The organism is Pseudoxanthomonas sp. PXM01, assembly GCF_014851815.1.
GTDB lineage: Bacteria > Pseudomonadota > Gammaproteobacteria > Xanthomonadales > Xanthomonadaceae > Pseudoxanthomonas_A.
In genome coordinates, this window is record NZ_JACVAJ010000002.1 from 603,432 (window position 1) to 621,551 (window position 18,120).

At 66.1% G+C, this 18,120-nt stretch carries 18 protein-coding genes; 8 read left to right on the plus strand and 10 right to left on the minus strand.

All coding sequences use genetic code 11. From position 1 onward, the window contains the following. Nucleotides 1-32 precede the first annotated feature (32 nt). Genes IB230_RS12270 through IB230_RS12280 form a run of 3 tightly spaced genes read right to left on the minus strand, consistent with a single transcriptional unit; the run spans nt 33 to nt 4,322 of the window. Nucleotides 33-1,196, minus strand: coding sequence for an ABC transporter ATP-binding protein (locus tag IB230_RS12270; RefSeq protein ID WP_192272557.1), 1,164 nt, complete (start codon nt 1,194-1,196; stop codon nt 33-35). Nucleotides 1,197-1,209: 13 nt separating this feature from the next. After that, on the minus strand, nt 1,210-1,998 hold the full coding sequence (locus IB230_RS12275; RefSeq protein WP_192272558.1) for an ABC transporter permease: 789 nt from the start codon (nt 1,996-1,998) through the stop codon (nt 1,210-1,212). Between the two features lie 20 nt (nt 1,999-2,018). Continuing rightward, on the minus strand, nt 2,019-4,322 hold the full coding sequence (locus IB230_RS12280; RefSeq protein WP_192272561.1) for a glycosyltransferase family 2 protein: 2,304 nt from the start codon (nt 4,320-4,322) through the stop codon (nt 2,019-2,021). A gap of 209 nt (nt 4,323-4,531) precedes the next feature. Between IB230_RS12280 and IB230_RS12285 the strand changes: the two genes are divergently transcribed. Then, nucleotides 4,532-5,086: an NUDIX hydrolase gene (locus IB230_RS12285; RefSeq protein WP_192272563.1), complete on the plus strand. Its 555-nt coding sequence runs from the start codon at nt 4,532-4,534 to the stop codon at nt 5,084-5,086. A 4-nt stretch (nt 5,087-5,090) separates the two neighbouring features. Here the strand turns inward: IB230_RS12285 and IB230_RS12290 are convergent, their stop codons facing one another. The 4 genes from IB230_RS12290 to prmC all read right to left on the minus strand — a co-directional run bounded on the left by IB230_RS12290 (nt 5,091) and on the right by prmC (nt 8,414). Further along, a complete protein-coding gene (locus tag IB230_RS12290) occupies nt 5,091-5,501 on the minus strand; it encodes a DUF4019 domain-containing protein (protein ID WP_192272565.1) in 411 nt (136 codons plus the stop codon). 129 nt (nt 5,502-5,630) lie between these two features. Continuing rightward, complete coding sequence (locus IB230_RS12295; RefSeq protein ID WP_192272568.1) at nt 5,631-6,530, minus strand: dienelactone hydrolase family protein; 900 nt, start codon at nt 6,528-6,530, stop codon at nt 5,631-5,633. Between the two features lie 38 nt (nt 6,531-6,568). Further along, on the minus strand, nt 6,569-7,510 hold the full coding sequence (gene pip, locus IB230_RS12300; protein ID WP_192272570.1) for a prolyl aminopeptidase: 942 nt from the start codon (nt 7,508-7,510) through the stop codon (nt 6,569-6,571). A gap of 31 nt (nt 7,511-7,541) precedes the next feature. Further along, entirely contained in the window at nt 7,542-8,414 is an 873-nt protein-coding gene (gene prmC, locus IB230_RS12305) for a peptide chain release factor N(5)-glutamine methyltransferase (protein WP_192272572.1), read from the minus strand. Nucleotides 8,415-8,799: 385 nt separating this feature from the next. On the opposite strand from prmC, the gene ahpC reads away from it, so the two are divergent. From ahpC to IB230_RS12335, 6 genes are all read left to right on the plus strand, one after another. Then, nucleotides 8,800-9,363, plus strand: coding sequence for an alkyl hydroperoxide reductase subunit C (gene ahpC, locus IB230_RS12310; protein ID WP_142125842.1), 564 nt, complete (start codon nt 8,800-8,802; stop codon nt 9,361-9,363). A 240-nt stretch (nt 9,364-9,603) separates the two neighbouring features. Further along, entirely contained in the window at nt 9,604-11,190 is a 1,587-nt protein-coding gene (gene ahpF / locus IB230_RS12315) for an alkyl hydroperoxide reductase subunit F (protein WP_192272574.1), read from the plus strand. A 70-nt stretch (nt 11,191-11,260) separates the two neighbouring features. Beyond that, entirely contained in the window at nt 11,261-12,220 is a 960-nt protein-coding gene (gene oxyR / locus IB230_RS12320) for a DNA-binding transcriptional regulator OxyR (RefSeq protein WP_192272576.1), read from the plus strand. Nucleotides 12,221-12,331: 111 nt separating this feature from the next. Beyond that, entirely contained in the window at nt 12,332-12,772 is a 441-nt protein-coding gene (rnk, locus tag IB230_RS12325; protein WP_192272578.1) for a nucleoside diphosphate kinase regulator, read from the plus strand. A 110-nt stretch (nt 12,773-12,882) separates the two neighbouring features. Further along, nucleotides 12,883-13,848 (plus strand): transaldolase, encoded by a 966-nt coding sequence (locus IB230_RS12330; RefSeq protein WP_192272580.1) that lies wholly within the window; start codon nt 12,883-12,885, stop codon nt 13,846-13,848. A 21-nt stretch (nt 13,849-13,869) separates the two neighbouring features. Beyond that, nucleotides 13,870-14,511, plus strand: coding sequence for a hypothetical protein (locus IB230_RS12335; protein ID WP_192272582.1), 642 nt, complete (start codon nt 13,870-13,872; stop codon nt 14,509-14,511). Between the two features lie 94 nt (nt 14,512-14,605). Here IB230_RS12335 and msrA read toward each other — a convergent pair whose 3' ends face one another. Genes msrA through IB230_RS12350 form a run of 3 tightly spaced genes read right to left on the minus strand, consistent with a single transcriptional unit; the run spans nt 14,606 to nt 16,264 of the window. After that, nucleotides 14,606-15,256 (minus strand): peptide-methionine (S)-S-oxide reductase MsrA, encoded by a 651-nt coding sequence (gene msrA / locus IB230_RS12340; RefSeq protein WP_192272584.1) that lies wholly within the window; start codon nt 15,254-15,256, stop codon nt 14,606-14,608. Between the two features lie 31 nt (nt 15,257-15,287). Continuing rightward, a complete protein-coding gene (locus IB230_RS12345) occupies nt 15,288-15,557 on the minus strand; it encodes a DUF2007 domain-containing protein (protein ID WP_192272586.1) in 270 nt (89 codons plus the stop codon). Between the two features lie 38 nt (nt 15,558-15,595). Then, on the minus strand, nt 15,596-16,264 hold the full coding sequence (locus tag IB230_RS12350) for a glutathione S-transferase family protein (RefSeq protein WP_192272588.1): 669 nt from the start codon (nt 16,262-16,264) through the stop codon (nt 15,596-15,598). A 93-nt stretch (nt 16,265-16,357) separates the two neighbouring features. On the opposite strand from IB230_RS12350, the gene IB230_RS12355 reads away from it, so the two are divergent. Continuing rightward, nucleotides 16,358-18,100 (plus strand): glutamine--tRNA ligase/YqeY domain fusion protein, encoded by a 1,743-nt coding sequence (locus IB230_RS12355; RefSeq protein WP_192272590.1) that lies wholly within the window; start codon nt 16,358-16,360, stop codon nt 18,098-18,100. The last annotated feature ends 20 nt before the right edge of the window (nt 18,101-18,120 follow it).

Sequence of the window (18,120 nt, forward strand, 5' to 3'; positions counted from 1 at the left end):
CCGGCAGGACCGGCGCCGGACACGGCCTCTGGTCAGCCTGAACCGGTAGCGCCCGCGCCCTCATCGGATACCGATTCCACGACGCACGACCTGACCAGCGGCAACGACGGCCCCAAGCGCGACACGCTCGATCCCACGCTGACGCGAAGTTCGCCCGGCAGCGCTTCGACGCTCACCGGCTGCGACACGGGCAGGACGAACTTGAAACCATACTTGCCTCCGCGCTTGCCGAGATACTCATTGACGTCGTCGCGCTGGATGCGCTCGAATGTCTCCAGCAGGTGCTTCGTTCCCTGGAACTCCAGGCTGAAAACATTCGGCTCCTTGCCGCGTTCGTCAGTGGCCCAACCGACTACTTCCACCTGCGTGCGGCTGCTCCGGATCCGTTCGATGGCGCCCTGGGTGCTACCGAACAGGATCGGGTCGGAACTCACCGCCGCATCGCGCTCCTCGGCGGACGCCTGCGAGACGATATCCCGGTAGATATCCAAGCCGTCCGTAATGCTGCCGAAGAAGCGCATGCGCCCCTTCTCGAGAACCAGTGCCTTGTTGCAGGTGTTGCGGAGGAGGTTGGTACTGTGGCTCGCCAGCACGACGATACGGCTGCCCTCGAATCGTCCCTTCATGCGCTTGCGCGCGCGATCGACGAAAGCAGCGTCGCCGGTGGACAGCCATTCGTCCATCAGCAGGATGTCCGGCTGGACCGCAGTGGTGATGGAAAATCCAAGCCGCATGCGCTGGCCGCTGGACAGGCTGTACAACGGATACTCCGCCTTGTCCTCGAGCCCTGCGAACTCCAGGATCTCCTTGGCAACGGACTTCAGTTGCCGGTATCTCAGGCCCATCGCCGTCCCGCGCAGGAAGATGTTCTCCGCCACGGAAGCCTGCTCGGAGAAGCCCAGCAGCGGATTGAGCAGCGAGTGGCGCGAGCCCTCGACGCGCAGCACGCCCGCGGTGGGCGTGTAGGCGCCATTCAGCACGCGCAGCAGCGTCGTCTTGCCCGCGCCGTTGAGGCCCATGACACCGATGCGGTCGCCGTCCTTCGCTTCGAAATTCACGCCCGACAGGATCGCGCTCTGGTATCGAACGGAGCCGGAAATGGTCGCCAGCAAATCGCTGTACCCCTTCTTGCCGGTCTTGTGGACTTCGGTGGGCAGTTCCAGGGAAATGTTGTACGCCCGTAGCAATGCACTCACTTGTGGATTCCTCTCAAAGCCAAGCGGGCACGCGGCGCGCGAAACGGGAGTAGAAGATGGCGGCCAGCAGGATCCCCACGACCGTCATCACACCCAGGTAGACGAAAGTAAGCGGCTCGATCTGCGTATCTAGCAGGGGGGCACGGATCACTTCGAGCATGTGATGGAACGGATTGCCGCGCATCAACGCGCCCTGCATCGTGCCCGGCGGCGCCGAGTCCGAGAACCAGAAGATGGGCGTGATCAGGAAGACACCCAGCATGACACTGCCCAGGAAATCGTTGACGTCCGGGAACCGCGCTCCCAGCAACGCCAGCAGGATGCCGTAGACGAACAGGTTCACCAGCACTAGCAGGAAGCCGGCGAGAGACAACAGTACACCCACCGCCGGTACCGTCGTCTCGCCCACGAGCGCAATCACCAGCAAAGGAACGGCGAAGATAAAATGGATGACAGCCCTCGCCAGCGGCCGCATCACGAAATCCGTGAGCTGCAGATTGCCTTCCAGAATGTAAGGCCGATACGCGGCGAAGCTCGCGCCAGCCTCCATGAGCATCGTCGACGTGAGCCGGAAAACCATAAAGCCGAACCCGATGTGGGCAAGGAAGTTGGCGGCGGGACGGCCCTGCACCGCTGCAAGGAACCCGCCCAGGCCCCAGATGTAGATGATAGGCGGGAAGAAGATCCAGAACAGCCCGAGCACGTTCTTGCGGTACTTTGTGATCACATCGAGCCAGCTGGCATAGAGCCAGTGGTCCGGCTTGCGGAAACTCTCGGCGAGGTGCCGGAAGAAAAGACTCATCGTACGGTCTACCTGGAACTTCAGTGTCGAATGGGGACGCCGGATACCCGCAGGCGCGGAGAGCGAGGGGGGAACGCAAGGCCGTAATCGCCTTGGTCGAGCGTCAGGTTGGGGTTGTAGGCGGGGTCGTCATGGAGGACAGCGCCCCACCGCCACTTCATGGCGTGGACTTCCGCGGCGAAGCGTTCCTGCTTAGCAGGGGAATCCTCGCTGCCCCGGCTGGCGGATTCGTAGTGGTAGAGCTCGGCGTAGGGCGTCCAGACATTGCGGTAACCGCACTCAAGGAGTCTGAGGCAGAAATCGATGTCGTTGAAGGCGACGGGCAGTGCTTCGTCGAACCCACCGACCTCCTCGAAGACGCTGCGTCGTACCGCCATGCACGCCGCCGTCACCGCGCTCATGTTCTGCGCCACCCACGCGCGCGCCATGTAGCCCGGCGTGCCCCGCCCCATGCGCGTGTAGATATGTCCTGCCACGCCACCCAGGCCCAGCACCACGCCCGCATGCTGAATGGTGTCGTCCGGGTAGTAGAGCATCGCACCCACCGCACCGGTGTCGCGCTGCTTCGCGCGCGCAACCAGCTCGGTCAACCAGGAGGCGTCGATCACTTCCGTGTCGTTGTTGAGCAGGCAAATGACCTCGCCCGTCGCTTCGCGTACACCGTGGTTAACGATGGCCGAGAAATTGAAGGGGATCGGATAGTCCAGCACACGGATGCCAGGCGTCTGCCGCAGCTCCCTCAACAGAGTCCTCGTGGCCGCATCTACGCTTCCGTTGTCCACCACCACCACCTCGAAGTCCGGGTAATCCGTCTTCTCCATCACGCTGCGGACGCAGACGGACAGCAGGTCCGCCCTGTCGCGCGTGGGGATGATGATGCTGACCTTGGGCGTTTTGGCGAGCGCCGGACGCGTGCGGTAACAACCCGGCGACACGACTTCCACCGTGCCGGTGCGTCCGATGCGCTGAAGGTGCTCCTGCACCGCGCGACGTCCTGCTTCGGACGCATAGCTCTTCTGGTCTCCCCCCAGCGCCGTGGACCCTTCGATCGCGCGCCAGTGGTAGAGCACCTTGGGGATGTGGCAGATCTGTTCCGGCGCCAGTACTTCGGTGCATCGCAAAACCAGGTCGTGATCCTGCGACCCCTCGAACCCGGGGCGCAACACGCCGACCTGTGCCAGCAAGAGGGTCTCCACCACCATCAGGTGGCAGATGTAGTTCTGGGAACGGAGCAGTTCCGGATTCCATCCGGGCTTGAAATGAGGCTCGAAACGACGGCCCGCCTCGTCGATCTTGTCTTCGTCGCTGTACAGCAGCCGTGCCTGTGGATGCTCCGCGAGCGCCAGCACCACCTGGTGCAGCGCATCCGCACTCAGCTCGTCATCGTGATCGAGAAAGGCCACGTGGCTGCCGGTGACCATGGCAAGCGCCGTATTGGTGGCTTCGCTGATGTGGCCATTCCGTTCCCGAACGGCGACCTTGATCCGCACGTCCTCCCGTGCGTACGCCTGCAGGCATTCCACGATCCGCGGATCGGGAGACGCGTCATCCGCGATGCAGAGTTCCCAGTTCAGGTACGTCTGCTCGCGGACACTGTCGATGCAGCGCTTGAGCAGCGCCAGCGGCGTGTTGTAGACGGGAAGCACCACGGAGATCAGCGGGCCATTCGAATACTGGCCGGCCTGCATGCGCGCGTGCTCCAATCCACCGCCTTTGAGCGGATCGAAATGGTCCAGCCACGAGACATAACCGCCAGCGGTATGGCGCGACGAACCGTAATGCCGGTGCACCAGTTCGTCGACAGCAGGACTCAACCCCTGCCGACGGACCTCTTTGATGAATCCGATCAAGCGACCGGCGAGCGCCCACGAAGATCGCTGGCCCGACCCGCTGGACCTGCCATCGCCCTGCAGCAGCACCCACAAGGCATGCAATCGGGTAATGCGACGGAACCTCATGGCTCCGATCTGGAAGCGCGCAGGCCGGATGGTCGGGTCGAAACGCAGTGCGCGTAGTGGCCGACTGATCAGCACCAGCGCCCGCATGCCCCCATCGAGATCGGGTTGAGACAGAGGGATGCGCGTGGCTTCGCTGCAGCCGCCACCGTAATCGGGGTAAAGGCAGGGGCGCTGGACGACACCCTCGGAAACCAAAAGCGTGACATCCATCACGTACCAGCCGGGCGCCAAAGCATGGATGCCCTGCTCGGGGTCGACGCGGAACTGTGGATCGTCGCCCACCGCCTCGTATTCCACCGCAGCAGACGACACCGCATGGGCCACAAGCTGCAGGAGGGGAGTCAGCCGTGCGCTGACCGGTGCCATCCAGGAAGATCGCCAAAAACGCCAAGACATGATTCTTGCGGGCTGACCGTCACTGGCGCCCCCTGCTCCCCGAAGTGCGGGGCGTCCTCCCCGACAGGCAAGTGTAACAATGTTTACTGAGGGTTCGTCATGGGACGGTCATAAAGGACAGATCCAGTACGTTAAACAGTGACCTTTCCATATAATTAACAAATGTGAAGGAGCCTCGTATGACTGAGCTGGACCAGCAACCCGCCCGTATCGTCTGGCAAGGCAAGTACCAGCGGATGATGGTCCGCGGCACATGGGAGTACGTCGAGCGCGCACACGCGGGCGGTCTGGCGGCGATCATCATCGCGGTGACACCGGACGACAACGTGCTGTTCGTCGAACAGTTCCGCGTGCCGCTGCAGGCGCGCACCATCGAGATGCCGGCCGGCCTGGTGGGCGACATCCACGCCGGCGAGTCGATCGAGGTGTCCGCGATCCGCGAACTGGAGGAGGAAACCGGCTGGACCGCCGACCATGCGGAAGTGCTGATGATCGGCCCCACGTCGTCCGGCAGCAGCAGCGAGAAGATCGCCTTCGTCCGTGCTACCGGTCTGCGCAAGGTCGGTGACGGCGGCGGCGATGGCGATGAAGACATCACCGTGCACACCATTCCCCGCACGCGTGCCGCCGCGTGGCTGGCGCAGAAGATGGGCGAAGGCTACGAACTGGATGCCAAGCTATGGGCCGGGCTGTGGATGATCGACCATACCCTCGACGGGACACCTCGCGCCTGACTCTTCAAGCCGCCTTGACGCCATAACCCGCCAGACGCCATACGCCCTGCTCTTCGTGCCGCAGCGTCACCACTTCGCGATGCGGCGCATCGGTCGCGCCGAACGACACCATGAACTCGAGCCGCGCGTACGTGCCCGGCAGCCAGCGCGCCTGCATCCCGGGCTGATCGACCCTGATGGCCGTCCAGCGCCGGCCCGTGCCGCGGCCCAGCACGCCGTGGCGATGGGTGAGCGAGTCGATGAAGGCGGCGCGCGGCATGGATTGCCGTACCGCCTTTGAGGCCGCGTCCCATAGCACATCGTGCTGCCCCTGCTCGATGGCCTTGATGAAGCGCATCGCCGCCATGCCCAACCGCGTGATGTCGACGTCTTCCAGCCCCACCCTGCCCGCACCCGCCTGCATTGCATCCGTCATCGCCGCACTCGCCTCATCGTCTGATCGCCGCCACGCATCCAGGGCGTGGCATCCACCCGACTTGTTCGCATGCATGCGCATCGACCGGACAGGTCGGCCCGGGCACCGATGTCGCGCTGTGACGTGCCGCTAGTTTCCGGTCAGGTGCTGGCGGAAGAAGGCGAGCGTGCGCTGCCACGACAGTTCCGCCGCTGCCTGGTCGTAGCGCGGGGTGGTGTCGTTGTGGAAGCCATGGTTCACGCCCGGATAGACATACGCCGTGTAGGCGACGCCCGCCGCTTTCAAGTGCTGCTCATAGGCCGGCCAGCCGGCGTTGACGCGCGTGTCCAGCTCGGCGAACTGCAGCAGCAGCGGCGCCCTGATGCGCGCTGCCTCTTCCGCGGCCGGCTGGCCACCGTAATACGGCACGCCGGCGTCGACGAACTCGGGCAACCGTGAGGCGAGCAGGTTGGTCACCAGGCCGCCGAAACAGAAGCCCACCACGCCGAGCTTGCCGTTGTTGCGCGGCAATGCGTGCGCAAAGCGCGCGGCGGCTTCCAGATCGGCCAACACCTTGTCGCGATCCAGTTTCGCCTGCATCTCGCGACCGGCGTCGTCGTTACCCGGATAGCCACCGAGCGGGTACAGCGCATCTGGCGCGAACGCGATGAATCCCGCCACCGCCAGCCGACGAGCAACGTCTTCGATGTACGGATTGAGCCCGCGGTTCTCGTGCACGACCAACACCACTGGATACCGCCCTTCCGCACGCGGCATCGCCAGCAGCCCGCGACCTTCGCCATGACCCTCGGGCGCGGGAAACGTGCGGTAGACCGTGGTAATGCGCGGATCGTCCGCGGCTACCTGCGCGGCGAATGCGTACTGCGGGGTCAGTGCCGCGAGCAGGGCCGCTGCCGTGGTGCCGCCCACCGCGAACTGCGCCGCGCCGGCAAGGAAGCCGCGCCGGTCGACGCGGCCGTGCACGTAGTCGTCATAAAGATCCAGCACGCGCTGGTCGAACCCGGAAGCCGGCTTGCGGTCTGCGCCCATCAAGTACTCCCCTGCGTGATGATCCTGGCGACGTGCTTTCAGGCGAAGGCGTCGGTCGCGCGCACCAGCGCGTCGACGTTCTCGGCCTCGAACGCGGAATGGCCAGAGGCCGGCGTGATCTCGAGCTTCGCCTTCGGCCACGCCTTGTGCAGTTCCCACGCATTGGCGATCGGACAGACCACGTCGTAGCGACCATGCACGATCACACCCGGGATGTCGGCGATGCGCGAGGCATCGCGCAGCAGCTGGTCTTCGACCTCGAAGAAACCACCGTTGACGAAGTAGTGGTTCTCGATGCGCGCGAACGCCAGCGCGAACTCGGGTTCTTCGTGGCCGCTGACGAAATCGGCGTCCACGTGCAGGAAGCTCGTCGCGCCTTCCCACACACTCCAGGCCTTCGCGGCGGCCAGGCGGGTCGCCTTGTCATCGGAGGTCAGGCGGCGGTGGAAGGCCGAGATCAGGTCATGGCGTTCGACCGACGGAATCGCGGTGATGTAGTGTTCCCACGCATCCGGGAACAGGCGGCTGGCGCCCTCCTGGTAGAACCATTCCAGTTCCCAGCGGCGCAGCATGAAGATGCCGCGCAGCACCAGTTCGGTCACGCGTCGCGGATGCGTTTCCGCGTAGGCCAGGGCCAGCGTCGAGCCCCAGCTGCCGCCGAACACCTGCCAGCGTTCGATGCCGAGTTTCTCGCGCAGCGTCTCGATGTCGGCCACCAGATCCCAGGTGGTGTTGTCGACCAGGTCCGCATGCGGCGTGGACCGACCGGAGCCGCGCTGGTCGAACAGCACGATGCGGTACTTGGCCGGGTCGTGGAAACGGCGCATCTTCGGGCTGCAGCCCGCGCCGGGGCCGCCGTGCAGCAGCACCACCGGCTTGCCGTCCGGCTTGCCGCACTGTTCGTAGTACAGCGTGTGGCGGTCGTCGACCTTCAGCGTGCCGGTGTCGAACGGCTCGATATCGGGATACAGCGTGCGCATGGGCGGTGGATCCTGGACGAAAGCCGACAGTCTAGCGGTTGGTGTCTTGCCCTTCCGTTACGCGGCCCAGGCTGACGCGGTCGCGCTGCTCGAGATCGACTTCCGTCGCGACATCGATGAAACCCGCGGCCTGCAACAGACCCCGGATCGCCTCACCCTGCTCCCAGCCATGCTCGAGCAGCAGCCAGCCGCCGGGAAGCAGATGCGACGGCGCCGTCGCCACGATTTCGCGGATAGCGTCCAGCCCGTCGGCACCCGATGACAGCGCGGCGGGCGGTTCGAAGCGCAGATCGCCTTGCCCAAGGTGGGGATCGCCGTCGGCGATATAGGGCGGATTGCTGGCGATCAGGTCGAAGCGCTCGCGCGCCAAAGGCGCCAGCCAGCTACCGTGACGGAACACGACGTTCGCAACCTCGTTGCTGCGCGCGTTCTGTTGCGCGACCTGCAAGGCCGCCTCGCTGAAATCGGTCGCCACCACTTCGGCCTGCGGGCGCTCGCTGGCGATAGCCAGGGCAATCGCGCCGGTGCCGGTGCCGAGATCGGCGACGCGCAAGCGATGGTCGGCCGGCAACCGCTCCAGTGCCAGTTCGACCAGCCGTTCGGTCTCGGGACGGGGGATCAGCGTTGCGGGCGACACCTGCAGGTCGAGGGTCCAGAACCCGCGTCGGCCGAGCAGGTAGGCCAGCGGCTCGCCCGCCTCCCGCCGCGCCAGCAATGCTTCGAAGGCCAATGCCTCCGGTCCGGGCAACGGATCGTCGCCATGCGCGAACAGCCACGCCCGGTCGCGCCCCAGCACGTGCAACAGCAGGTGCTCGGCTTCGTGGCGGGCATCGGGACCGGATAGACGGGCCGAGGCGGCGCGCAGGGCCAGGTCGAGTCGGGCGGTGGGCAGGTCGGCAGGCATCGCCGCGCATGGTACCGGGCGGCGCCCTTCCGGACGCAGCCGTCTCGCCGCGACGCACCATCATGGTGCTCTATGGCGTATGGACACCTGATGGCGCAGCTGTCCACGCAATTGGCGACAAAAGGATCAGGATCCTCGCACCCGGCGTACATTCATAGGGCAATCGGATCGCCGACCGCCACATCCGAAATCCATCAAGTCATTGAAAAACAACACATTCATCCGCATATAAGCCTGGCTTGCTCGCGCTCGATGCGGATGGACGGCTTTTTCGATAGTTAAAAACTATCTATTCAATTCCATCAATCGATTTGAGATATCAATAGTCGCTGCCTACCATGGCCCCATCGCTTCACCACACCCACTCCACTCACGAGGATCTTCCATGTCCCTGATCAACACCGCGGTCCAGCCGTTCAAGACCACCGCCTTCCACAACGGCGAATTCGTCGAAGTCACCGACGGCACCCTGAAGGGCAAGTGGTCGGTCCTGATCTTCATGCCGGCCGCCTTCACCTTCAATTGCCCGACCGAAGTGGAAGACGCCGCCGCCAACTACGCCGAGTTCCAGAAGGCTGGCGCCGAGGTCTACATCGTCACCACCGACACGCACTTCTCGCACAAGGTGTGGCACGAAACCTCCCCGGCCGTGGGCAAGGCCCAGTTCCCGCTGGTCGGCGACCCGACCCACCAGCTGACCCGCGCCTTCGGCGTGCACATCGAAGAAGAAGGCCTGGCCCTGCGCGGCACCTTCGTCATCAACCCGGAAGGCGTCATCAAGACCGCCGAGATCCACAGCAACGAGATCGCCCGTGACGTGTCGGAGACCCTGCGCAAGCTGAAGGCCGCGCAGTTCACCGCCGCCAACCCCGGCCAGGTCTGCCCGGCCAAGTGGAAGGAAGGCGCGCAGACGATCGCTCCGTCGCTGGACCTGGTCGGCAAGATCTAAGTCCCGCTTCAACGGCGCGTTCCTTCTGCGGACGCGCCGTGCTCCACCGAATTGCACCACCGCATCACACCACCTCCGGGCCACCGGCCCGGAGGTCGGTCGCCACGGACGTTTGCAGCAGCGGCATGCGCCGCTTGCCGGTTCCCCCTCCCTGACCGGCTCCCTCTCTCCCCCCGGCGCATGCCGCTCCTGCAAACGCCTGACCTCCCTCCCCCGATTCCTCTCACGGAGACGTTCGCCATGCTGGACGCCAATCTGAAGACGCAGCTCAAGGCCTACCTCGAAAAGGCCGTGCGCCCGATCCACATCACTGCGCAGCTGGACGACAGTGCCGCTTCGTCCGAGCTGCAGGCCTTGCTGCGCGACCTGCAGGACGCCTCCGACAAGATCAGCATCATCGAACAGCGCGGTGGCGAGCGCACGCCGTCGTTCGCGCTGACCTCGCCGGGCCACGACATCCACCTGACCTTCGCCGGCCTGCCGATGGGCCACGAGTTCACCTCGCTGGTGCTGGCGTTGCTGCAGGTCGGTGGCCACCCGTCGAAGCTCGCGCAGGACGTGATCGAACAGATCCGTGACCTGGACGGCGACTACCGCTTCGAGACCTATTTCTCGCTGACCTGCCAGAGCTGCCCGGACGTAGTGCAGGCGCTGAACCTGATGAGCGTGCTCAACCCCCGCATTCAGCATGTCGCCATCGACGGCGCGCTGTTCCAGCAGGAAGTCGAGGCGCGCGAAGTGCTGTCGGTGCCCTTCATCTTCCTCAACGGCGCCGTGTTCGGTGCGGGTCGTATGGGCGTGCCCGAGATCCTCGCCAAGCTCGATACCAACTCGGCGGCACGTGCGGCGGCGAAGATCGCGGCCAAGGACGCGTTCGACGTGCTCGTCGTCGGCGGCGGTCCCGCCGGCGCATCCGCGGCGATCTACGCTGCCCGCAAGGGCATCCGCACCGGCATCGCCGCCGAGCGCTTCGGCGGCCAGGTGCTGGACACGATGGCCATCGAGAACTTCATCTCCGTGCCGTACACCGAAGGTCCCAAGCTGGCGGCCGCGCTGGAACAGCACGTCAAGGACTACCAGGTCGACGTGATGGACCTGCAGCGTGCGGAAAAGCTGGTGCCTGCGGGCAAGGACGGGCTGGTCGAAGTGCAGCTCGCCAACGGCGCGTCGCTGAAATCGAGGACCGTGGTCCTCTCCACCGGTGCGCGCTGGCGGCAGATGAACGTGCCCGGCGAGAACGAGTACCGCAACAAGGGCGTCGCCTACTGCCCGCACTGCGATGGTCCGCTGTTCAAGGGCAAGCGTGTGGCGGTGATCGGCGGCGGCAACTCCGGCGTCGAGGCCGCGATCGACCTGGCCGGCATCGTGGCGCACGTGACGCTGATCGAGTTCGACAGCCAGCTGCGTGCCGACGACGTGCTGCAGCGCAAGCTGCGCAGCCTGCCGAACGTGCGCATCGTCACCAGCGCGCAGACCACCGAAGTGCTGGGCGACGGCAGCAAGGTCAACGGCCTGGTCTACAAGGACCGCGCCGGTGGCGACACGCACCGCGTGGAGCTGGAGGGCGTCTTCGTGCAGATCGGTCTGCTGCCGAACACCGAATGGCTGAAGGGCGTGGTGGACCTGAGTCCGCGCGGCGAGATCATCGTCGATGATCGCGGCCAGACCAGTGTGCCGGGCGTGTTCGCCGCCGGCGACGCGACGACGGTGCCGTACAAGCAGATCGTCATCGCCATGGGCGAAGGCTCGAAGGCCGCGTTGAGCGCGTTCGACCACCTGATCCGCACGTCGGCACCGGTGGAAACCCCGGACGCGGTCGCGGCATGATGCAGGGGTGCGGGCCGTACACCGGTCCGCGCCAGTCGCACGCAAGGCGGTTCCCTGAGGGAGGAGTCCGATGAACCTGCGCGATCTCAAGTACCTGGTGGCCCTGGCCGACCACAAGCATTTCGGCCGCGCCGCCGCGGCGTGCTACGTCAGCCAGCCCACGCTGTCGACCCAGATCAAGAAGCTGGAAGACGAACTGGGCGTGCCGCTGGTGGAGCGCGCCCCGCGCAAGGTCATGCTGACGCCCGCCGGAAGAGACGCCGCCGACCGCGCGCGCCGCATCGTCGCCGAAGTCGAACAGATGAAGGAAGCCGCGCGCCGCAGCCAGGACCCCGAAGCCGGCACGGTACGGCTGGGCATCTTTCCCACGCTAGGCCCGTACCTGCTGCCGCATGTCGTGCCTCGCATCCGCGCACGCTTTCCACAGCTGGAACTGCTGCTGGTCGAAGAGAAGAGCGATGTGTTGCTGTCGCGCCTGCGCGAGGGTCGGCTCGATGCGGGCCTGCTGGCGCTGCCGGTGACGGACGATCAACTGCACACCGAGTTCCTGTTCGAAGAACCGTTCGTGCTGGCGGTGCCGGAATCGCATCCGCTGGCGCGGCGCGACTCGCTGAGCCTGGCCGAGCTGTCGCAACAACAGTTGCTGCTGCTGGAAGATGGCCATTGCCTGCGCGAGCAGGCGCTGGACGTGTGCCGCCTGTCCGGCGCCAACGAAAAGTCCGAGTTCCGCGCGACCAGCCTGGAAACACTGCGGCAGATGGTCGCCGCCGATGTCGGCATCACCCTGCTGCCGACGCTGGCGGTGAAGCCGCCGGTCGCACGCTCGGAGAACATCCATCTGCTCGGCTTCAGCGACTCGCATCCGAGCCGCCAGATCGCAATGGTGTGGCGCAAGAGCTCGGCCATGGCCGACTTCCTGCAGCAACTGGCGCAGGTGTTCCGCGAGCTGCCGCCCGGCCTGTTCGAGCCGGATGCGCCCCTGCCCCAGGTATCCGCGACGACGGAACGCTCCAGCACGCACGCAGCTTGAAGCCATCGCGCTTCCGGGCTACGGTAGGCGCGCAAAAAATGAAACCGATGGGCGGCGCGGCAACGCGTCGCCCGTTTCCTTTTGCGCGACCCCAAAACCAGAGAGCACACGATGAACAACACCCGCACCAGCGGCCTGCCGCCTTCGCTCCCGCCGCTTGTGGTCTCCAGCCGCGACCTGTCCCGCCTGGAGGCCCTGCTCGATACACCCGTGCTGCGCCGGCATCCGGCCGCGCTCGCGCTGATGGACGAACTGAACCGCGCCGACGTGCGCGCGCCGGACGAGATGCCGGACAACGTGGTGACGATGCACTCGCGGGTGGAATGCGAGGACGAGCTCACCGGCGAGCACCATCGCCTGACCCTGGTGTACCCCCACGAAGCGAACGTCGAGACCGGCCTGGTCTCCGTGCTCGCGCCCGTCGGCAGCGCGCTGCTCGGACTCTCGATCGGCCAGACGATCGACTGGCAGGCGTCCGGCAACCGGCCGCTGCGGCTGCGCGTCACCGCGATCGACTACCAGCCCGAAGCCAGCGGCGCCCTGCATCGCTGACCCGCGTCCGCGCTATCGCCTCAATCCACGAAAACCATCGTCCCGTGCCGGGTCCGCCCGCGCGGGACAGGGCATACTTGTCGCCCCGTTGTCCCCCTGCCCCGAATCCCATGTCCGATACGTCCCCCTCCAAGCTGCAGCAGCTCCGCGAACTCTCCGTCGTCGTGGCCGACACCGGCGACTACGACGCCATCAAGCGCCTCAAGCCGGTGGACTGCACCACCAATCCCACGCTGGTGAAGAAGGCGCTCGACTTGCCGGTCTACGCCGACCTGATCGAAGAGCAACTGGCCTGGGCACGCGCGCAGGGCGGTGGTGAAGCCTTGGTGGATGAGGTCGTGGACCGCCTGACGATCGGCGTCGGCGCGAAGCTCGCCGGCCTGATCCCCGGCCGTGTCTCCACCGAAGTCGACGCCGACCAGGCGTACGACACCGCCGCCACCGTGGCCAAGGCGCGCAAGTTCGTGCAGATGTACGCCGACCAGGGCATCGGCCGCGACCGCATCCTGATCAAGGTCGCCTCCACCTGGGAAGGCGTGGAAGCCGCGCGCCAGCTGCAGGCCGAAGGCATCGACTGCAACCTCACCCTGATCTTCAACCCGACCCAGGCCATCGCCTGCGCCGAAGCCGGCGCATTCCTGATCTCGCCGTTCGTGGGTCGCATCCTGGACTGGTATGTGGCCAACGGCCAGACGCCGGCGACCATCGACGAAGACCCGGGCGTGGTGTTCGTGCGCGGCGTCTATGCCGAGTTCAAGCGTCGCGGATCGCCGACGGTGGTGATGGGCGCGTCGTTCCGCTCGACCGCGCAGATCGAAGCGCTGGCCGGCTGCGACCGCCTGACCATTTCGCCCGACCTGCTGGAAAAGCTCGACCAGGACCACGGCGACCTGCCGCGCAAGCTGTCACCCGGCGCCAAGGAAGCAGTGGACGCCGCACCCGTGACGGCCGAGAGTTTCGCCGCCGCGATCGAGGCCGATCCGATGGCGAAGGAAAAACTGGCCACCGGCATCGAGATCTTCGCCAAGGACCTGGTTGCACTGCGCGCGACCATCCGCGAGAAGCTGGCCGCCTGACGCCTCGCCCGCACTTCGCGGATGAGCCTGCGTACGTTGCTGGTGATCGCACTGCTGGCCGGCATCGCCGGCTGGTGGTTCTCCGATCATCGTCGCGGCCCGCGTGCTCCCGCGACGGTGGGAGCCATGCCGACCGCCTGCCCCCTGCCACCCCGCGTCGCTGCGGGGGAGCCGCCCTTGCAGACCGACGTCCCCGATGACGTGAGGCCATTCGCCTTGCAGGCGGCCACGCTCACGCCGCTGGCGGGCTTCAGCATCGAGGCGCGCGTGCTGTCGCGCGAGGACTATCGCAGCGGGCGCGAGGCGGATCTGTCGCCGGTCGACTTCGCGCTCGGCTGGCAACGCATGGAAGAGGACGCGGTGATCGCTGCGCTCGATATCCGCCAGTCCTCGCGCTGGTACCACTACCGTTGGCGCGACCGGCCGCCACTGCCGCAGGACGAGATCGCCCGCAGCAGCGCCAACATGCACATGATCCCCGGCAACGACGCCATCGCGCAGGCGCTGGCCGACGTGCGCAAGGATGAGCGCGTCCGCATCGAGGGCTGGCTGGTGGAAGCGAAAGCCGACGACGGCTGGCGCTGGCGCAGCTCGACGCGCCGCACCGATACCGGCGGCGGCGCCTGCGAAGTCGTTTACGTCTGCGGCGTCACGCGTTTGTAGAAAGAAGCACGCCGTGGGAGCGACGTGAGTCGCGACACTGCCACGGTCGGTTCAAACAGCCTCGCGACTCACGTCGCTCCCACAACCAGCCTCCTCACGCGTCGAGGCCGATCGGGCAGCTCACGCCGGTGCCACCGAGCCCGCAATAGCCGTTCGGATTCTTCGCCAGGTACTGCTGGTGGTAATCCTCGGCGTAGTAGAACGGCGGCGCCGGATACACGACTTCGGTGGTGATGGCACCGTAGCCGGCAGCCTGCAGCTGCTGCTGGTAAGCCTGCAGGCTGGCGTCCGCAGCCGCCTGCTGTTCCGGCGTATGGGCATGGATACCGGACCGGTACTGCGTCCCGACGTCGTTGCCCTGGCGCATGCCCTGCGTGGGGTCATGGCTTTCCCAGAACACCTGCAGCAGCCGTTCGAACGACACCTGGGTCGGGTCGTACACCACACGCACGACTTCGTTGTGGCCGGTCTGGCCGGAGCAGACCTCCTCGTAGGTGGCATTGGGCGTGCCGCCGCCGGCATAGCCGACCGACGTGCTGTACACGCCGGGCACGTTCCAGAACTTGCGCTCGGCGCCCCAGAAACAGCCCAGGCCGAACTCGACCTGCTGCAAGCCGTCGAACGCGTCGCGCAGCGGGTGTCCGTTGACGAAATGCACGTTGTGCAGCGGCAGCGGCGTGCCGCGACCCGGCAGCATGTCTTCCGCGCGCGGCATGCGCTGCTTGTAGGCTCCGATACCCAGCATGGCGAACCTCGTGATCGTGGGGAACGACGGATCAGGCCGGCAGGATGCCCATGCCTTCGTCGTCGCCTTCCAAGATGGGGCCTTCGTCGCGCGATTCCAGTCCCAGCGCCTGCACCACCTGCTCCGCCTCGGGGAACGCTGTGTCCGGGACGCAGACCCGCAGCACGCCGAACAGCGGCAGTTCGCCCATGCCGCCCAGCAGCGACTCGCCGAACACGAAGGCCGGACTCTCCACCTCTTCCAGCGCGTGCTTCACCAGATGGGCGTCGAACAGGTTGTCGGCCAGGTAGATCACGCGCATGGATTCGTCCTCCATGGCCAGACTACACCGCTGCCCGTCTAAAGCGGCTTGCGCAGCCTGTCCGTGTCCGCCACCGATTCAGTTTCCGCCACTGCCGCGGAGCGCCATTCCCGCATTGCAGGCAGCGCGAACAGGGCCTGCAGGTAGGCGCGTGCCGTGTCGTCGACCTCCACGCCGTAGCCTTCGAAGCGAATAGCCACGGGGGCATACATGGCGTCGACGATGCCGAACCCGCCGAACAGGAAGTCTCCGCCCGCCCCATGCGCAGCGCGCAGCTGACGCCAGAGTGCCTGTACGCGGTCGATATCGCGCTGGGCGGCCTCGTCCCAGGTGTAGGCGTCCGGCGTGCGCCGACTGTTCATCGGCAGCTGCGTGCGCAGCGCGACGAAGCCCGAATGCATTTCCGCGGCGGCGGCACGAGCCAGGGCGCGGACTGCCAGGTCTGCAGGCCAGCCACGGCCATCGAGCCAGCGCTCGTTGGCGTACTCGCAGATTGCCAGCGAATCCCACACATGGACCCCGCCATCGTGCAGCGCCGGCACCTTGCCGGTGGGCGAATGCCGCCGTGCCTGCGCGGTGAAGTCGGGCGCGTCCAGCAGCAGCCGGACCTCCTCGAAGGCGACGCCGAAATGGCGCAGCAGCAACCAGGGACGCAGCGACCAGGACGAGTAGTTCTTGTTGCCGATGACCAGGACCGGAAGGCTCATGCTGGGCTCCACGCGCGCCGAGGCTGTTCAGGATAGACCAGCCGCCCCCCGGGACCGGCTAAACTTGCCGTTTTCCACGCCCCAACGCCCCCGATGTCCGACGCTGCCCCCGCCCCCGACGCCCTTCCCGAAAAGAAGGACTTCATCCGCCAGATCGTGCGCGAGGACCTGGCCGCCGGACGCCACACGTCGGTGAAGACCCGCTTCCCACCCGAACCGAACGGCTACCTGCACATCGGCCACGCCAAGGCGATCTGCCTGGACTTCGGTATCGCCGGGGAGTTCGGCGGCGTCTGCAACCTGCGCCTGGACGACACCAATCCGGCCAAGGAAGACCCGGAGTACGTGCGCGCCATCCAGGATGACGTGCGCTGGCTGGGCTTCGATTGGCACGACCTGCGCCACGCCTCGGATTACTTCGAGGTGCTGTACCTGGCCGGCGAGAAGCTGATCCGCCAGGGCGACGCTTTCGTCTGCGACCTGAGCGCGGAGGAAGTGCGCGAGTACCGCGGCACGCTGACCGAACCGGGCCGCAATTCGCCCTACCGCGACCGCAGCGTGGAAGAGAACCTGGACCTGTTCCGCCGCATGCGCGCGGGCGAGTTCCCCGATGGCGCGCGCACGCTACGCGCCAAGATCGACATGGCCAGCGGCAACATCAACCTGCGCGACCCGGCGCTGTACCGCATCAAGCACGTCGAGCACCAGAACACCGGCAACGACTGGCCGATCTACCCGATGTACGACTACGCGCATTCGCTGAGCGATGCGGTGGAAGGCATCACCCATTCGCTGTGCACGCTGGAATTCGAAGACCATCGTCCGCTGTACGACTGGTGCGTGGACAAGGTGGACCTGGCCGGCTCGCCCGACCTGATCGCACCGCTGCTGGCCAAGGGCCTGCCGAAGGAAGCCAGCAAGCCGCGCCAGATCGAATTCTCGCGGTTGAACTTCAACTACCTGGTGATGAGCAAGCGCAAGCTGCTGGCGATGGTCAACGACCAGCTCGTCGACGGCTGGGACGACCCGCGCATGCCGACCCTGCAGGGCATCCGCCGTCGCGGCTACACCCCGGCCGCGCTGCGCCTGATGGTGGACCGCGTGGGCATCAGCAAGCAGAACTCGCTGCTGGACATCTCGATCCTGGAAGGCGCATTGCGCGAGGATCTGGATACCGCCGCGCCGCGCCGGATGGGCGTGGTCGACCCAGTAAAGCTGGTGCTGGCGAACCTGCCGGAAGACCACGAGGAGTCGCTGACGTTCTCCAACCACCCGAAGGACGAGTCTTTCGGCCAGCGCAGCGTGCCGTTCTCGCGCGAGTTGTGGATCGAGCGCGAGGACTTCGAGGAAGTCCCGCCGAAGGGCTTCAAGCGCCTGACCACGGGCGGCGAAGTGCGCCTGCGCGGCGCCGGCATCGTGCGCTGCGATGAGGTGATCAAGAACGACGCCGGGGAGATCGTCGAGCTGCGCGGCTGGCTGGATCCCGAGTCGCGTCCCGGCATGGCCGGTGCCGAGCGCAAGATCAAGGGCACCATCCACTGGGTCAGCGCGAAGCACGCGGTGGCGGCGGAAATCCGCGTGTACGACCGCCTGTTCACCGTACCGAACCCGGACGACGAATCCGAAGGCAAGACCTACCGCGACTACATGAATCCGGAATCGCGCCGCACGGTCACCGGCTACGTGGAGCCTGCCGCAGCGAGCGCCACGCCGGAACAGTCGTTCCAGTTCGAACGTACCGGCTATTTCGTCGCCGACCGCTACGACCACACGTCGGAGCGTCCCGTGTTCAACCGCAGCGTGACCCTGCGCGACACCTGGGCCACCAAGGCCTGACACCGGCGGCTTTCACCGCC

What these genes read in the sequence shown, in the direction of transcription:
- IB230_RS12280 (WP_192272561.1), bottom strand. Translation starts at nt 4,322, where the DNA reads ATGGCACCGGTCAGCGCACGGCTGACTCCCCTCCTGCAGCTTGTGGCC.
- IB230_RS12345 (WP_192272586.1), bottom strand. Translation starts at nt 15,557, where the DNA reads ATGCGCGTGATCTACCTGGCCGACAACCTGTTCGACGCCCATCTGGTG.
- msrA (WP_192272584.1), bottom strand. Translation starts at nt 15,256, where the DNA reads ATGCTGGGTATCGGAGCCTACAAGCAGCGCATGCCGCGCGCGGAAGAC.
- IB230_RS12295 (WP_192272568.1), bottom strand. Translation starts at nt 6,530, where the DNA reads ATGGGCGCAGACCGCAAGCCGGCTTCCGGGTTCGACCAGCGCGTGCTG.
- IB230_RS12355 (WP_192272590.1), top strand. Translation starts at nt 16,358, where the DNA reads ATGTCCGACGCTGCCCCCGCCCCCGACGCCCTTCCCGAAAAGAAGGAC.
- IB230_RS12285 (WP_192272563.1), top strand. Translation starts at nt 4,532, where the DNA reads ATGACTGAGCTGGACCAGCAACCCGCCCGTATCGTCTGGCAAGGCAAG.
- rnk (WP_192272578.1), top strand. Translation starts at nt 12,332, where the DNA reads ATGAACAACACCCGCACCAGCGGCCTGCCGCCTTCGCTCCCGCCGCTT.
- ahpC (WP_142125842.1), top strand. Translation starts at nt 8,800, where the DNA reads ATGTCCCTGATCAACACCGCGGTCCAGCCGTTCAAGACCACCGCCTTC.
- pip (WP_192272570.1), bottom strand. Translation starts at nt 7,510, where the DNA reads ATGCGCACGCTGTATCCCGATATCGAGCCGTTCGACACCGGCACGCTG.
- IB230_RS12275 (WP_192272558.1), bottom strand. Translation starts at nt 1,998, where the DNA reads ATGAGTCTTTTCTTCCGGCACCTCGCCGAGAGTTTCCGCAAGCCGGAC.
- prmC (WP_192272572.1), bottom strand. Translation starts at nt 8,414, where the DNA reads ATGCCTGCCGACCTGCCCACCGCCCGACTCGACCTGGCCCTGCGCGCC.
- IB230_RS12350 (WP_192272588.1), bottom strand. Translation starts at nt 16,264, where the DNA reads ATGAGCCTTCCGGTCCTGGTCATCGGCAACAAGAACTACTCGTCCTGG.
- oxyR (WP_192272576.1), top strand. Translation starts at nt 11,261, where the DNA reads ATGAACCTGCGCGATCTCAAGTACCTGGTGGCCCTGGCCGACCACAAG.
- IB230_RS12290 (WP_192272565.1), bottom strand. Translation starts at nt 5,501, where the DNA reads ATGACGGATGCAATGCAGGCGGGTGCGGGCAGGGTGGGGCTGGAAGAC.
- ahpF (WP_192272574.1), top strand. Translation starts at nt 9,604, where the DNA reads ATGCTGGACGCCAATCTGAAGACGCAGCTCAAGGCCTACCTCGAAAAG.
- IB230_RS12330 (WP_192272580.1), top strand. Translation starts at nt 12,883, where the DNA reads ATGTCCGATACGTCCCCCTCCAAGCTGCAGCAGCTCCGCGAACTCTCC.
- IB230_RS12335 (WP_192272582.1), top strand. Translation starts at nt 13,870, where the DNA reads ATGAGCCTGCGTACGTTGCTGGTGATCGCACTGCTGGCCGGCATCGCC.